The 14,848-nt window shown below is 37.2% G+C and carries 12 protein-coding genes; 8 read left to right on the forward strand and 4 right to left on the reverse strand.

Going from position 1 to position 14,848, the window contains the following annotated elements; all coding sequences use genetic code 11:
- Nucleotides 1–36: 36 nt before the first annotated feature.
- The 4 genes from EHQ24_RS16880 to EHQ24_RS16895 are packed head-to-tail and all read left to right on the forward strand — an operon-like array spanning nucleotide 37 to nucleotide 5,910.
- The gene (locus EHQ24_RS16880) at nucleotides 37–2,139 is read left to right on the forward strand and encodes a (Fe-S)-binding protein (RefSeq protein WP_135602804.1); all 2,103 of its coding nucleotides are present in this window, start codon (nucleotides 37–39) and stop codon (nucleotides 2,137–2,139) included.
- Nucleotides 2,140–2,161: 22 nt separating this feature from the next.
- Nucleotides 2,162–3,058 (forward strand): FecR family protein, encoded by an 897-nt coding sequence (locus EHQ24_RS16885; protein WP_135602805.1) that lies wholly within the window; start codon nucleotides 2,162–2,164, stop codon nucleotides 3,056–3,058.
- Nucleotides 3,055–3,993, forward strand: a complete 939-nt coding sequence (locus EHQ24_RS16890) for an LBF_2017 N-terminal domain-containing protein (RefSeq protein ID WP_135602806.1) — start codon at nucleotides 3,055–3,057, stop codon at nucleotides 3,991–3,993. The genes EHQ24_RS16885 and EHQ24_RS16890 overlap by 4 nt, the downstream gene beginning before the upstream one ends.
- A 9-nt stretch (nucleotides 3,994–4,002) precedes the next feature.
- Nucleotides 4,003–5,910, forward strand: a complete 1,908-nt coding sequence (locus EHQ24_RS16895; protein ID WP_425270097.1) for a PP2C family protein-serine/threonine phosphatase — start codon at nucleotides 4,003–4,005, stop codon at nucleotides 5,908–5,910.
- Here EHQ24_RS16895 and EHQ24_RS16900 read toward each other — a convergent pair.
- The gene (locus tag EHQ24_RS16900; protein ID WP_135602808.1) at nucleotides 5,907–7,496 is read right to left on the reverse strand and encodes a peptide chain release factor 3; all 1,590 of its coding nucleotides are present in this window, start codon (nucleotides 7,494–7,496) and stop codon (nucleotides 5,907–5,909) included. The two genes, EHQ24_RS16895 and EHQ24_RS16900, sit on opposite strands and share 4 nt — an antisense overlap.
- Before the next feature lie 123 nt (nucleotides 7,497–7,619).
- Here EHQ24_RS16900 and EHQ24_RS16905 point away from each other — a divergent pair, with 123 nt between their 5' ends.
- Nucleotides 7,620–9,659, forward strand: a complete 2,040-nt coding sequence (locus EHQ24_RS16905) for a 6-bladed beta-propeller (protein WP_244310495.1) — start codon at nucleotides 7,620–7,622, stop codon at nucleotides 9,657–9,659.
- Nucleotides 9,640–11,676, forward strand: coding sequence for a tetratricopeptide repeat protein (locus EHQ24_RS16910; RefSeq protein ID WP_135602810.1), 2,037 nt, complete (start codon nucleotides 9,640–9,642; stop codon nucleotides 11,674–11,676). The genes EHQ24_RS16905 and EHQ24_RS16910 overlap by 20 nt, the downstream gene beginning before the upstream one ends.
- Here EHQ24_RS16910 and EHQ24_RS16915 read toward each other — a convergent pair.
- Nucleotides 11,633–12,190, reverse strand: a complete 558-nt coding sequence (locus tag EHQ24_RS16915) for a hypothetical protein (RefSeq protein WP_135602811.1) — start codon at nucleotides 12,188–12,190, stop codon at nucleotides 11,633–11,635. The two genes, EHQ24_RS16910 and EHQ24_RS16915, sit on opposite strands and share 44 nt — an antisense overlap.
- 28 nt (nucleotides 12,191–12,218) lie before the next feature.
- On the opposite strand from EHQ24_RS16915, the gene EHQ24_RS16920 reads away from it, so the two are divergent.
- Nucleotides 12,219–12,695, forward strand: a complete 477-nt coding sequence (locus tag EHQ24_RS16920; protein WP_135602812.1) for an SRPBCC family protein — start codon at nucleotides 12,219–12,221, stop codon at nucleotides 12,693–12,695.
- Here the strand turns inward: EHQ24_RS16920 and EHQ24_RS16925 are convergent.
- The gene (locus EHQ24_RS16925; RefSeq protein ID WP_232227652.1) at nucleotides 12,672–13,127 is read right to left on the reverse strand and encodes a methylglyoxal synthase; all 456 of its coding nucleotides are present in this window, start codon (nucleotides 13,125–13,127) and stop codon (nucleotides 12,672–12,674) included. The genes EHQ24_RS16920 and EHQ24_RS16925 overlap by 24 nt on opposite strands.
- A 51-nt stretch (nucleotides 13,128–13,178) precedes the next feature.
- Between EHQ24_RS16925 and EHQ24_RS16930 the strand changes: the two genes are divergently transcribed.
- Nucleotides 13,179–13,985, forward strand: coding sequence for an FcpA-related putative periplasmic flagellar protein (locus EHQ24_RS16930; RefSeq protein ID WP_135602813.1), 807 nt, complete (start codon nucleotides 13,179–13,181; stop codon nucleotides 13,983–13,985).
- Here EHQ24_RS16930 and EHQ24_RS16935 read toward each other — a convergent pair.
- Nucleotides 13,982–14,809: a hypothetical protein gene (locus EHQ24_RS16935; RefSeq protein ID WP_135602814.1), complete on the reverse strand. Its 828-nt coding sequence runs from the start codon at nucleotides 14,807–14,809 to the stop codon at nucleotides 13,982–13,984. The genes EHQ24_RS16930 and EHQ24_RS16935 overlap by 4 nt on opposite strands.
- Nucleotides 14,810–14,848: the final 39 nt, after the last annotated feature.

The following is a 14,848-nucleotide window of genomic DNA, read 5'->3' on the forward strand; positions in this document are numbered from 1 at the left end:
TAGGAAATACCAAACACCTTAAGGGCATAAACATAAATGGATATCGGAAGAATACTCTTTCACCTATTATTCACAGCATTTTTCGTCGTAGCAAACATTGTGTTTGTCCGCGCCATCCTTTACAGGCTCGGACTGATCTTCAATGGTCGTCCTGCTTTCTTCAATGAAGATGCAAAAAAGAACCTAAATATCGGATTTCGTTTAAAAAGTTTTTTAATAAACGTTGTCCTTCAAAAGAAAAACTTCCGAGAACCAGTGCGCGGTATCATGCACGCGTTTGTATTCTACGGATTCCTCGTGTATACCATCCACACAACAAGCCAAATGGTTGCTGGTGTGTTTGGTTATGTTATGGACGATCCATACAAATTTGCTCTACCTGATTTTTTATTCGGAGAAGCGGCAAACCATATCTATGAACAAGCAGTTAACTATGTTTCCATCCTTGTATTAACAGGTCTTGGATTCTTTGCTTGGAGACGTTGGATCAAAAAGGCAAAGGGCCTTGATGTTCACTCTCCAGCTTCTGCGATTGTGATTAGTATGATTGCCACTCTTATGGTCACCACCTTACTTGGAAATGGTGCCAAAACGGTTGCGGCAACTTACTTCACTCATGCCGGTCTCATTGATGGAGCCATCGGATCCGTTTGGGAATCCATTGGTGTTGCGAACTCTTCTGCAGATATCGTTTTTCAAATTATGTGGTGGGGACATATCATCACTGTGTTCTCGTTTATGTTGTATGTTCCTACATCAAAACACGCTCACTTAATTTTTGCTCCGTTTAACTACTTCCTTGCGACAGACACTCCTAAAGGCCAACTATCTAAACTCAATTTAGATGATGAAAATGCCGTTTGGGGATCAAACCGCGTAGAAGATTTCCCTTGGCCAAACTTACTTGATGGTATGTCTTGTATCGAATGTGGTCGTTGCCAAGTGGAATGCCCTGCCAATAGAACAGGTAAAGTATTAAATCCAAAAGCTATCATTGTAGAACTCAAACACCAAATGTTAGAGAAGATGCCAGAAGTTGCGGCTGCTCGTGCAGGCAAAACTCCTGAAGAAGGTGCAGAAGCAGTTGCTGCTTTAGACACAGGAGTCATCAACTCACATGAAGGTTTAAGTGAAGAAGCACTTTGGGGATGTACTACTTGTTATGCGTGCGTGGAAGCATGTCCTGTTGGAAACAACCAAGTAAACGCCATCATTGAAATGCGCCGTCACTTAGTTCTTGCTGAATCAAAAATGAGTCCAGAACTACAAAAAGCCTTCACAAACATGGAAAACAATTCCAATCCATGGGGTGTGGGAGCTCATACAAGAGCAGATTGGGCTGATGGACTTGGTGTTAAAGTTCTTTCAGAAGCAGAAGACAAAAACGTCGACGTACTCTACTGGGTAGGTTGTGCGGGTGCTTTTGATGAAAGAAACAAAAAGATCTCTCGTGACTTTGTCAAAATCATGCAAAAAGCAGAAGTGAACTTTGGAATCCTTGGAACCGAAGAAGGTTGTTCTGGAGACTCGGCTCGCCGCGGTGGTAATGAATACCTTTACCAAACTCTAGCACAAACAAACGTAGACACAATCAACGGTTACGGAATTAAAAAAATCGTGACTGCTTGTCCACACTGCTACAACACAATCAAAAACGAATATCCACAATTTGGTGGAAATTTCGAAGTCATCCACCACTCGGAATACATCAACCAACTTTCCAAAGATGGTAAAATTGATGTGAAAGTGGCTGATGATGCAAACACAGGAAAATACACTTACCACGACTCTTGTTACATCGGTCGTTATAACAACAATTACGACAACCCTCGTGATGTTGTGAAAAAAGTATCCGGTGGTAAAATCGAAGAAGCAGTCGACCATCACTCCAAAGGACTTTGTTGTGGTGCCGGTGGTGCGCAGTACTGGATGGAAGAACATGTGGATGAATCCAACCCAGAAAGTACACGTGTGAATAGCAAACGTACAGGACAACTTCTGGATACGGGAGCCACAACCATCGCAACAGCTTGTCCATTCTGTATCACGATGATTACAGATGGTGTCAAAGCGGCTGAAAAAATTGACTCTGTCAAAGTAAAAGACATTGCAGAATTAGTTGCCGAAAACATCGACTAACAGGTCTAAAGATGAGGATTGTATGAATTTTCAAAATTTCCTCATCTTTAGTAGTCTGTATAGAAGGAAAAGGTGGAAGGAAACTTCCGCCTTTTTTATTGAAGAACCACCCCGCTACCCTTTCTCTTTTTATCTTTTTCTTTTTATCATTTTAGCAAATTTCTCTCCTATATCAGTTTCTGCTGAATCGAAACCAATCATCCAACCACCAGAAGGTGACGGGATCACGATAGTTGTAGAAAAAGGCCAAACTCTCAGTATCATCTCTAAAACTTATTTGGATGATCCGAGAAAATGGAAGGAACTACTCAAATCCAACCAAATCGATAATCCCAATCTCATCATTCCTGGGATGAAGTTATGGATTCCCAAAAGTTTAGGTAAAAAACCCTTAGCGGACATCCAAAGGTATTCGGGAAAAACTGAAGTTCTAAAAGTATCTCAAAAAAAATCTGATTGGACTTCGGCAACTCTTGGGGAAGGACTTTATGCTAAGGATGAAGTTAGAACCTTCAAAGAATCAGAAGCACAGTTCCTTTTGTTATCAGGATCACGATTTGAAATCACAGAAAACAGCCACGTGATTATGGAAAAAGGAAAATCAGATACGGAACCAGATGAGCTCTACTTACGAAGAGGGCGAATTCGTTCTCTCATTCAGAAAAAACCATCAACAAACCAACGTATGTTTCTATTAAAAACAGATGCCGCAGTTTCCGAAGTCAGGGGAACTGACTTTGTGACTGAGGTTGATGCTTCTGGAAACACAACTTTAAGTTGTTACGAGGGACTTGTGGCGGTAACTGCCGAAAATGTAACAGTAAATGTAAATTCGGGATTTGCTACCTTTGTAGAAAAGGGAAAACCTCCGTTAAAACCATTTACTTTGCCGGACCCACCGAAACCAAAAGAAGAATGAATCCGTTGTTACGTTTGAGGTTTTCTTTAGTTCTCTCCTTACTAATCGTGACTAGCAGTCCTATACTTTCCGAATCAAAAAACCTCAAATTCTCTCTGGAACCAGACAGAGAGGATATCATTCAATATGAATTTGAGTTATGGAAACAAACTTCATTTGATTTAGAAATTCCATTTCGTGTTCTATCCAATCCAGGTAAAATCCAACTGTTTATTCCCAATGGATACGAATACTTTCGAATTCGTGCCGTCGCCAAACGCCAAGTGCGCGGATTTTGGACGGATTTATATGCAGTTAAGTCTTTTGGAAAACCCAAACCAAAAGAACCAACAAAAATTGTTTCACGTAAACCCAATACAGCGGATGTGCTTGTTCCGATTAGCAATTCAGAAGGAACCAATCATTTCTTTTTGACTGAAAACAAAATCCAAGTAAAACCAATTCTAACACATCCAATGAAAACATCAGTGCGATACCGCTTGAACGGTGGTGCATGGAAGGTAACCAAACTACCTGAACTCAGTTTTTCCAAAGATGGTGATTATAAATTAGAATACCAAGTAACCAATGAACTAGGAGTTTCTGATTCTATGCAAGTTTGGGAATTTAGTGTGGACAACACTCCACCAAAAACTGAGTTCCACTGGCAGCCAGAAATATATAAAAAGTCATCCATTCAATACGTTTCAAAAAATACAAATCTACAACTGAAAGCTATCGATGAGGGTTCGGGGCTTGATACCATTCGGTTTCGCACAGTCTGTGGAAAAAATCCACAATCAGAATGGTTCGAATGGGATCCAAAAAATTCCTGGATGGGTATCATCCATTCTTGTCCGAATGACTTGGAAATTGAAATTTCCGCAATCGATCGATTGGGTAATGAAGAGGTTCCTAATAAAATTTATCTGAAACGAACCAACCAAGGAAACTAATCCGTGTATTTGGGACATAGAATCCGTGAGTTGTCTAATAATTTCTTATACGTAGTCAAAACAAAATCCTTTCTTAAATTATTTCTTTCGATCATTGCATTTCTCATCATTCCCTATTTCCTTTTGATTTCATCGATGATTTATTCCAGGTACAGAGAAGCATTGGACTGGAACCAAAGATTCCAACTCATCCGAATCCAACTTTTGACAATCGATTTAGAAAACCAAATCCGGGAACAAATCAATTCAGACCTTACCAACAAAAAAAATATTGGATACCTCCCTATATCAGAGTTTCCTCAAATCCAGTCTCATTGTTCCCCGATCACAAAAGATAGTTTAGAAACACAGGAATTGATTCTTGTTCGTTGTAAATGGGAGTCGGAAATCAATTCTTACTTAATTGTATCCAACGGTAAATTTCTCTCGATCCATTCAGCAAAATTTTTGGAAGATGCTTTGCTTGATTCACCCTATAGTGATTCCAATGAAGGTCTTTTTGTCTTAAATAGCTCGGGAGATTTTGGAATATCAGGATTTATAGAAGATGATTTTCTGGTTTCTGATTTTTGGAAGTCTGATGTCAGCTCCTTTCTCCAAACTCATTCCAATTTACCTTCTCTTCACGAATCCTTAAAAGATGAAATGGCATATTTTGTAGTAAGTTTTCCCATGTATGAACTACCACTCCACCTATTCATTGTCAGTCCCAAGGATTTGGTTTTAGTTCCGATTAAAGAATCCTTAAATAGAAATATTTTGATACTGATTTCTTTATTTGTATTATCTTTTCTATTTTCAACGGTCATCTCTCTCCGAGAAATCGAATCAAAACAAAAACTTAGACTTCTTCTACAAGAATATCCCTATGCAGCAATACTCTTTGATTCCAAGGGAAAAATCCTATTAGAAAACCAAGAAATTGAACCCAACCTTTTTGTATCGAATCTTTACCGGGACCAACTCTCTGTGAAAGAATGGATTGAAAAGGAAGTCAGTTTATTTTTAAAATACGATTCAAAATTACAAAGTGATACGCAGAACCTTAGGAAAGATGAATCTGAGTTTTATTCTGAGGATGGTTCTGTATATTCACTCGAGATCACATACCAACTTTGGTTTTTGGAACAAAAGTATAAATTTGCTAGCGGCGCTCTTGTTTTAATTCAAAACATCACCAAAAAACGTTTAGAATTTGAAATGGAAATGGCTTATGCAAAAGATTTACAAAAAAAATACCTCCCAAACCAAATCATTATACTCCCACATCTAGATTACGAAGTTTTATACAAACCTCTGATCCAAGTCGGAGGTGACTACTATGACTATATTGATTTGGGCAACAATCGTTGTATTTTTGCACTTGGTGATGTGATTGGCCATGGTGTCAAAGCGGCGATGATGATGACAGTGTTAAGAGTTTTATTTCATCAGATTGTGAAAACAGAATCCGATCCCAAACTCATTTTAAAAAAAATGAATGAAGGAGTATCTGCCAATTTTCCAGATCCATACGCCTTTGTTCCCTTTCTATTTTTACTTTTTGATTTTAATAAAAACACAATCCAATATGGTAATGCAGGCCATCCCGGTATGTTACATCATTCGAAACAAAAAATAGAATGTTATGAAAAATTAAACCCTATGTTTGGGATGTTATTAAACAGAGAACCGAAAATATTAGAACTTCCTCTTGAAAAAGGTGACCGTTTTTATCTCTTTACGGATGGGTTAAAAGACGTAGAAAATTCGAAGAGAGAAAAGTTATATGAGCCTGATTTACTTCATTTTTTTAGTTCTGTGGAAACAAAACATATGTCCCTCATTAAACAAGAGTTAGAGCTTAAAATCAAAGCCTATTCCGAAGGAATCCCATTCCTAGATGATATCACCTGGATTGGGATTCAAGTTATTTAATCTTCCAAAGGAGGATTATCTAAAAGTTCGATTCCTTCGTTGTTTTTGTGAAAATAGTTCATATCCCACTCTGTATCAAAAAGAAGTGCCATATTTCCAAACAAATCTTCTACCAAATTAGCGTTAGATGGTATCTTGGAACGATCTTCCTTTTTTACCCATCGAGAAATTCCATAAGGAAGGATATGAATAGAGGTATCTGATCCATATTCATCTTTAAGGCGGCGTTGGAAAACTTCAAATTGGAGTTTTCCCATAGCGCCAATGATGGGAACACCACCACCAATCGTTCGTGAGGTGAAAAGATGTAAAATCCCCTCTTCAGCCAATTGGTCAAGACCCTTCTTAAAAGATTTTAATTGTAAGGTGTCTTTACAAGAGATGGTTGCAAAAAGTTCAGGAGCAAAACTAGGGAGTGGACGAAGTGGTGGTGTGTTCCCTGTAGACAGAACATCGCCAATTTTATAAGTCCCCGGATTCACAAGCCCAATGATATCACCTGGAAAAGCTGTATCTACTGTATTACGATCTTGTCCAAAAAAAGCAAAACTAGATGAAAGTTTTACTGGTTTGTCTAAGCGGTTATGATTTACGTTTAAACCTCTTTCAAAAACACCGGAACATATCCGAAGAAAGGCAATTCGGTCTCTATGTGCCTTGTTCATATTGGCCTGTACTTTGAATACAAAGGCACTAAAAGGCGCATTGATGGGATCTAAATAATTTCCATCCCTAAGCGGGATATGGTCAGGACCTGGTGCAAGTTCTAAAAACTTATTTAGAAACAGTTCGATTCCGAAATTATTAACCGCCGAACCAAAGTAAACTGGCGTTTCCTTTCCCAGTAAAAAATTGTTTTTGTCAACCTGGCCAATCCCATTTTCAACCAGATCAATTTGTTCCCGAAAAGCTGTTACAATTTCTGCATCAAACTGTTCATCTAAACTTGGATCATTTGGTCCAGCCATACGAAAGACAGCTTTTTGTTTTCCACCAGGAGTTCGGTCAAATAAAAACAATTGTTGGTCGCGAAGGTCATACACTCCCTTAAAATCAAAACCAGTTCCCAGTGGCCAAACGTCAGGAACTGCTTTGATCCCAAGGACTTTTTCAATTTCATCTAGAAGAGCGTAAAGGTCCTTAGTGGGCCTGTCCATTTTATTGATAAAGGTGATGATGGGAATTCCACGGTCACGGCAAACACGGAAAAGTTTGATAGTTTGGGGTTCGACCCCTTTTCCGGCATCCAAAACCATCACGGCAGTGTCTGCTGCCATTAAGGTGCGGTATGTGTCTTCCGAAAAGTCCTCGTGACCTGGAGTGTCTAGGAGGTTTAAAATGTTATTTTTATATTCGAATTGGAGGGCAGCAGAAGTGATCGAAATTCCCCTTTCCTTCTCCATGGCCATCCAGTCAGAGGTGGCAGATTTTCCTTCCTTTTTGGCCTTTACAGCCCCAGCAAGTTGGATCGCACCCCCGTAAAGAAGGAGTTTTTCTGTGAGGGTTGTTTTCCCCGCATCAGGGTGAGCAATGATGGCAAAGGTCTTTCTGCGGCGGACTTCGCGTTCTATCAGTTCAGGAGACATAACTTAAGTTCCATGTTGTCTAAATTTAACATTCTGTCGAGAATAAAGAGAAAACTAGAGGACCGAATCCCAAGGAAGGGGTTGACTCGTAGATTATGTCCCATTAGATTGGGAGCGGAGGGAATGTCTTTGAGAAAGTTACTATCGTTTTTCTTTCTATTGGTGAGCACACAAGTTTTCCCTCTGGACTTTCCCAATTTTTCTCTGGGCGAAGAGAATGCCAAGGAAGAATTCAAACGTGGTCTTACTTATAAAAATTTAAGAGAGTATTCCGCAGCCAAGGAACGATTTCAAAAAGCTGTCAATTTAAAGAAAGATTTCCATTTAGCCCGCCTGGAACTTGCAAATAACTACTATTTGTTAGGTGAATGGGAAGAAGCTTTGGATGAATTAGAAATTCTTACTTCTAAAGCAAAAAATGACCTACTCATCATCAATAAAATTGAAGCTCTTCGACTAGCCATTGCTGGTGGTGTGACTGATAAGGAAAAAGTATATTTTAAAACCATTGAAGGGGATTCGATGCGAGGTTACCGGTTTCGAAATCCGGTAGACATTACCTTTGATGAAGATGGGAATTTTTACGTAGCAGGATTCGATACTTCGAACATTATTAAATTTAATGCTGCTGGAACACCAATTTCCAATTGGAGAGGTGGGATCACTAGAAAGTTAGACAGACCAGTTTCATTAGCATATTATAATCAAAAAATCTATGTTGCCGATTTTTCTCGGGATGAAGTTCTAATTTTTGATTTGTCTGGAAGTTTCATATCTTCGTTTGGCGGATCAGGAAAAGGCCACGGCCAATTCCGAGGCCCCTCTTCTATTTTTATTGATCAAAGTGGAAATCTTTATGTAGCTGATTCAGGCAATGCTAGAATTCAAAAATTTAATCCTACAGGAAAGTTTGTATTAGAAATTCAAGGATCAGGTAATTCAAAACTAAGTAACCCTTCAGGAATTACTGTTCATGATGGCAAAATTTATGTAGTGGATAAAGACAACTTACGAGTGGTTATCTTTGATGGTGATGGGAATACTTTAAATACAATCGAAAAACCAGAATGGAAAAAACCACGAAGCATTCGAATTTTAGATAATCAAATTTTTTTAACGGATGAGCTAACGGGAATTTGGACGTATTCCCTGTTACAAGGTGAATGGAACAAACAAAGTAAATTCCGAGACAAAAAAGGTGTGTATCGAGTTTTATTTCGCCCATTTGCAACTAATATGGATTCTACAGGTAGTTTGTATTTTGTTGATTTTGGAAAACATCGAATTGATATTTTTTCCCAAAAGAACCACTTACTTTCTAATTTGGATTTAAAAATTGAATCAGTAGATACATCTGGATTTCCAGACATTCACATTTATGCTCGTGTTCGGAATCGTGCAGGAAAAGAGATTGTTGGGATCGACAGATTAAGTTTTAGAATTTTCGAAAACGATAACATGACACCCCTATTTTCATTAGCTAGAAAAAATAAGTTAAACGAAAAACTAACAGTAGCAATGGTTTATGAAAATAGTGAAGGATTAAAAAAGGGAAAACTTTCTCTAGAAGACGGACTATTTCCATTTTTTCGTTCCTTACATGATACAGATAAAATTTCCTTATACCGAGCGGGTAAAGATAGTAATTTAATTTTACCAGAAACGGTTTCACTGAGAGATATCTTAGCAAAAATCCGAGACAGTGTGTCTGAAGAAAAATATAACTTCGGTAAGGCTAGTATAGCCGCTTTGCAAAAATTATCCATAGAAACAGGGCCAAAAGCACTTGTTTATTTAGTTTCTGGAGAAAGCAAAGAAGAAAGTTTTTTACAATACCAAAAATCGCGGATTGTTGCTTTTGCGAAGGCTCACTCAATTCCCATTTATGTTTTAACAGTAAACCCCAATCTTTCCCTTGAAGAATCTTGGTCTGACATGACTGCACCAACAAACGGTAGATACATAGTATTAGATGGTGAAGGTGAAGAAAGAGAATTATATAAAACTTTAAAATCTCATATAGATTATAGATACATCCTCTCCTACAAAACTGATACGAATCCGGAACTTATCAATCGTTACATTAAACTAGCCATTGGTGTGGAACATAGAGGAGTCAAAGGTAGAGATGAAGGAGGATATTTTGTTCCAGAACCTCGTTAAATCTATTTTCATTTTTATCATTTGGATTGGATTTTTTTTGCCAAACAATCTACTCAAATCCGAGCCAAATGCATTAGAAGATATTGCTGATGGAAAACAATTCCAATCAGAAAACAATTGTAGAAAGGCCATTCAGTTGTTTCAATCTGCCTTACAAAAAAATCGCAACTCTATCGAGGCCAAACTCGGGGTTGCCGATTGTAGTTTTAAACTTGGGGCCTACCGAGAAAGTAAAAAGTTTTACTTGGAAATTTTAGATCGTGAGCCAAAACACATCGCTGCAGTGACTGGACTTTCTGAAATTTATTTATTGGATTCTGATTTTAATTCGATTTCCAAACTAATCGATCCACTTCTTGTCGAATTTCCAAACCACACAGCCTTACGAATCACAGAAGCAAAGTCCTTGCAAAAACAGGGTAAATTGGATTCAGCAATCTATAAAATAAAAACTTTAGGAACTAGATTAGGTGATCCATCTGATTTATTACGGATGTTAGCTGAACTCTATTTTACTAAACAAAATTACAATGATTCCTTTAGTGCTATTGATTCTTATACTAAGAAGGAACCAAATGACCCAGAGGGTTTTGCATTCAAAGCAAAAGTGTTATTGTATCAAAATTATTTTTACCCAAACCAGTTGAAATCCACTTTACCAGCGATTGAGGAAACACTGTCAAATTCTCTCAATCTTGATCCCAAAGGAGAACAAGCTAGATTTTACTCGGTTTATCATGATATCATTTTATCCAATTTTCTAACTGACAAAGAAATTAAAAAACGTGCACTTCGTACCATTTATGAATTGGCCAGGGAATTTCCAGAGAACCAATTATACCATAGTTTGGAAGCAAACTTAGCTTGGGAATTGGGAGAAACAAAATTTGCAACCTACCACTATCGGCGCGCCTTGCAATTGGATGATTTGGATGAAATATTGCGTTTTGAAGCAGAAGAATTTTCGATTAACTCTGAAAAGGAAGAATCAAAACTTCGAAGGGAACTTGGAGATTATAGAAGAGATCGGTTTTATTCTGAAAAACATTCGTTTTATCACAAAAGTTCCCTATTCCATTTAAAAAGAGCTAAGGATTTAAGCCCACAAACCCCTGTTATCCGAAAGGAATTACTTGAATTTTATAACCAAACAGGGGAAGCAGTTAAATATACAAATCTACTATTACGTTTACGAGAAGAAGATCCCAACTCTTTTAAACTCCAAAACAAATTGGAATTTTCGATCAAAAACCTCAAAGAATCTTTGGAATTTAAAGAAGGATATCTTCAAATCGAACCTAACTTAATCCAAGAAAATACCATACGTTTTAGCCCAGAAGTATATGTATTTGATTTGGAATCCAGTTTACCTTTTCCTTACCATTTACAAGCCGGAAGACTGTTAGCGGAAGCATTACGATACAATCTTAAACAAATACAGTCAGTCCGAGTTGTGGATGGAAATGAATTAAGCCATATCCGAGGATTATTAAAGGAAACTAACTACCATCCTTTTTCACAAACCTTACCGTTTACAGTGGATAACCTGCACTTATTAGATTCGAAACGTAGAAATGCAGTCAAAATACGCTATGTTGTACATGGGAAATACCAATTGAAAGATGGGGACATTCGTTTAGATATATCTTTGTATGATAGAGATAGTTTGCGAGACATTGCCACTTGGTCAACAAACCAAAAGGGACGCGATAGTTTGCCAACTGTCATCCACCGTATGGGAGAACGAATTAAGAACTTACTTCCCAAAGAAGGGAGAATCTTAAAGATCAAAAAAGATGAAGTGATTGTTTCTTTGGGAAAAGATGATGGTTTGCAAAAAAATTCTAAATTAGAATTTCAAAGAAGAGGAAAAACTTTATTTCAAGGCGAAATTACGGAACTTGGGAAATCAATTTCATCGGTTAAACCAAATGTTCGCGGGTGGGAAAAAGAACTGGCTACTGGTGACGATGTCATTTTGCCAATGGAGTTAAATAAAGAGAAGAAAGATAAGTAAGGATCTCATCAGAAATCCTTACTTCTTTTTCTTTTGTTAGAATTGGAATTTCCAACTGGCAGATGTTCTTTTTAAAGTATACCGAAACCACTTTTTCTTTCTGAAAACAATTCTTAAGAATCGGGCGTAAACTTAGGAAGTTTTCTGATTCTAAATAAATTGGTTCTTCTGTAAAAGTATAATTGGAAAGCAATTGATGAATTTCTGGCCTAGGTGTCCTTTTCCATTCTAAATCTACATTTGGGTAAAAATAAAATTTCCCAAATTCAAATCTTAGTTCTCCACGAGAAAGTAGAATTTCATCGTTTTTGTTTGCAAAACGTATCGGTCCCTTGTCTAATTTTGTTTTCTCTGTAAAATCAATATTTACGTAACCCATTCCTACATTGTCTCTGGAAACTTTTAAATAAAGAACTTGTGTTATCCCGATGCGAGCCGATTCTTCATTAATTTTTTCAATGGTTTCTTCAGAAATCTTTAAACTCTGTCTTTTTTTTTGAAACGGATGCCACATCTTTTGTTTTAAATTCCTTCTAATTAGTATGAATACGTTTGTTTACAGATCCAGTTTTCCTATTCCGAAAGAACTTCTATTCCAGTTCCATGAAAATCCAATAGGATTCCAAACCTTGGTAGGCGGACAAAAAGGAATCAAAGTCATTAAAGCTCCTAATTCCATTCAAATTGGAGAAGAAGTAATTTTAGAAATGAAGGTTCTTCCCTTTTGGAAAACGGTTTGGGTGGCAAAACATATTTCCTACAGCAAAAATAACTACTTTCAAGACCTACAAGAAAAAGGACCTTTTAATAAATTCCAACACTTACATCTCTTTTTAGACGGTCAGAATGGTGGTACTTCGAGTATCCTTTCCGATGAAATTCAGATCCAATTTTTCCTTTGGCCAATATCCAAATACTTTCTATTCCCCATTCTTTACTTTATGTTCAAAAGAAGACATAGACTAACAGCAAAACATTTCGGAGTCAAAGAAACTCTAATTTTTTGCAGGTATTCTTGATCCATAATCAATCAGTTGTCTGTTATATTCTGTTTCCATTAACGGCGATGAAATTAAAAAGTCAGCACTGGATCTGTTACATGCCATCGGAATATTATATAAAACAGCAATTCGAAGTAATGCTTTTACATCTGGATCATGCGGTTGTGCAGAAAGTGGATCCCAGAAAAAAACCATAAAATCAATTCCGTCTTCTACAATCTTTGAACCAATTTGTTGGTCCCCACCGAGTGGACCGGAAATGAATCGAAAGACAGGAAGGCCAATTTGTTCATGAATCAACTTTCCAGTCGTTCCTGTGGCGGATAGATGGTGTTTGCTTAAGGTTCCTTTATTATATTTCACCCAATCTAATAGATCTTCCTTTCTGTTGTCGTGAGCAATTAATACGATCTTTTTGGTGATTTCCATTTTACGTTGAATTAGTACCATAGATTGATAGTTCTTGCCAATATCTAGGATTCAAGGAAAGTTTCCCTGTAAATGAAATTTCCTAGTTTATTTTTATCGATTTCTTTGATTTTCCTAGGATCTTATTCTCTTAGTTCCAAAGATACAAAACAAACCGTTTCCACAGAAACCCGTGTGGAATCAATTTTGCCATCCACACCGGAATCAGGATCACCTTGGGGGGAAGATTCAAAAAAACTGGAAACCATTCCCATCTTAAATCTGATTGATGAAAAGAATTCTCAGAAACGTTGGCAAGATGCAAATAAAGAATACGCGAGTGCCATCGATCAGTTTGAATTGGGAAAAAAAAACATCGAAAAAAATAGAGAAGATTCAAAAAAAGATGTGTATTACGAAGATCGTTACGAATGGCAAAAACAGATTCGAAGGGAAAACAAAGAAAAGGAATTTCAAAAACAAATCTTTGACTTAAGATCACAAACCGTTGGTAAACTTGTGAAAGGGATGAACCTTCTGGATAAAATCGAAAATCCAAAGGTAAAAGAAAGTGCTCCCTACTTAGATTTAAAATCTGGAATCTATAGAGAATATATCAAACACCAAGAAGCCTTTAAAAATTACTTACAAGTCATTGATTTTACACATCGTTATATGGAACTATCTTCGAAAAACGAATCGGAAGCGGAACCTCATAGACTCCTTGCTTTGTCGTATGAAAAAATGGAACAAACAGCCATTAAATCAAAGAACCAAGAACTCTATTACGAATTTAAAGAACTAAAGAAAAAACACTTATTACGATTTGCAGAAATCCACTATGGGCAGGATTCCAAAGAATACACTGCCATAGCAGAAAAGGTTGGAAGGGATTTTTAGATTAAACCAAGTTTCTTTTTGAGAGATCTGTTTTCTTCTACAAGTTCTTTAATCTCTTGTTCCGTGTATTCAAACAATCTGTCTTGAGCACGTAGAATTTTGTCTAAGTTCATTTCTTCGATTCGTGAATAGTTTAAAACTTCTTCTGTTGCTTTTTGTAGTTCAAGAGCTTGTTTCAATTCTTTTTCACGGAGTTCATCCAATTGTTGGCTTGCTTTCACTCGTTCGTGAAGTTCAATCAACTCTTGGTTTTTCATGTCGTTTACTTTTTCCAAAGCAGTGCTGATTCCAGCTTGGGAACGTTTCACTAGTTCTTCGTATTGTAAAATAGAACGTAAGGCTTCATTTTCTTTTTTGGATTCTTCGTATTCTTGGTGGGCCAATGAAAATACACCTTCAAAAAATCCAACGTTCTCCAAACAAGAATTACCAATGTCTAAAGCAGCTGCTTTATAAGATTCTGATTGGATGGTTCTGTCTAAAATCATCCTTAGTTCACGAACATGAAGGGGATTTTCTAAAACCAAATATTTAGAATGAGATTGTACTAGTTCCTGAATTTGTTCTGCTCCATCGGGAGAAGAAACAAGAATTAGAGATACAAAAGGACTTCCTTCAAAAGAAGTAATGGTTTGTTGTATTTGTTTCCATTCCGCTAGCGTAACTTGCACAAACAATATATGTATATCATTGGGAGTGATCGCAATGCGATCAAGCTCGTTCAAGTCCATTTGGTTGACTTGGATCTTGATTTTTGAATGTTTCCAGAGCTCAACCGGAAATGGGCGCCCGTGCGAAAGATTCCAAATATAAGATGTTTTCAAACCAGTTCTCCTGTATTTCCAACTGATTCTATATGACTG

The sequence above is a fragment of the Leptospira noumeaensis genome (assembly GCF_004770765.1).
GTDB lineage: Bacteria > Spirochaetota > Leptospiria > Leptospirales > Leptospiraceae > Leptospira_A > Leptospira_A noumeaensis.

What these genes read in the sequence shown, in the direction of transcription:
- EHQ24_RS16880 (WP_135602804.1), top strand. Translation starts at nt 37, where the DNA reads ATGGATATCGGAAGAATACTCTTTCACCTATTATTCACAGCATTTTTC.
- EHQ24_RS16885 (WP_135602805.1), top strand. Translation starts at nt 2,162, where the DNA reads ATGAATTTTCAAAATTTCCTCATCTTTAGTAGTCTGTATAGAAGGAAA.
- EHQ24_RS16890 (WP_135602806.1), top strand. Translation starts at nt 3,055, where the DNA reads ATGAATCCGTTGTTACGTTTGAGGTTTTCTTTAGTTCTCTCCTTACTA.
- EHQ24_RS16900 (WP_135602808.1), bottom strand. Translation starts at nt 7,496, where the DNA reads ATGTCTCCTGAACTGATAGAACGCGAAGTCCGCCGCAGAAAGACCTTT.
- EHQ24_RS16905 (WP_244310495.1), top strand. Translation starts at nt 7,620, where the DNA reads ATGTCTTTGAGAAAGTTACTATCGTTTTTCTTTCTATTGGTGAGCACA.
- EHQ24_RS16915 (WP_135602811.1), bottom strand. Translation starts at nt 12,190, where the DNA reads ATGTGGCATCCGTTTCAAAAAAAAAGACAGAGTTTAAAGATTTCTGAA.
- EHQ24_RS16920 (WP_135602812.1), top strand. Translation starts at nt 12,219, where the DNA reads ATGAATACGTTTGTTTACAGATCCAGTTTTCCTATTCCGAAAGAACTT.
- EHQ24_RS16925 (WP_232227652.1), bottom strand. Translation starts at nt 13,127, where the DNA reads ATGGTACTAATTCAACGTAAAATGGAAATCACCAAAAAGATCGTATTA.
- EHQ24_RS16930 (WP_135602813.1), top strand. Translation starts at nt 13,179, where the DNA reads ATGAAATTTCCTAGTTTATTTTTATCGATTTCTTTGATTTTCCTAGGA.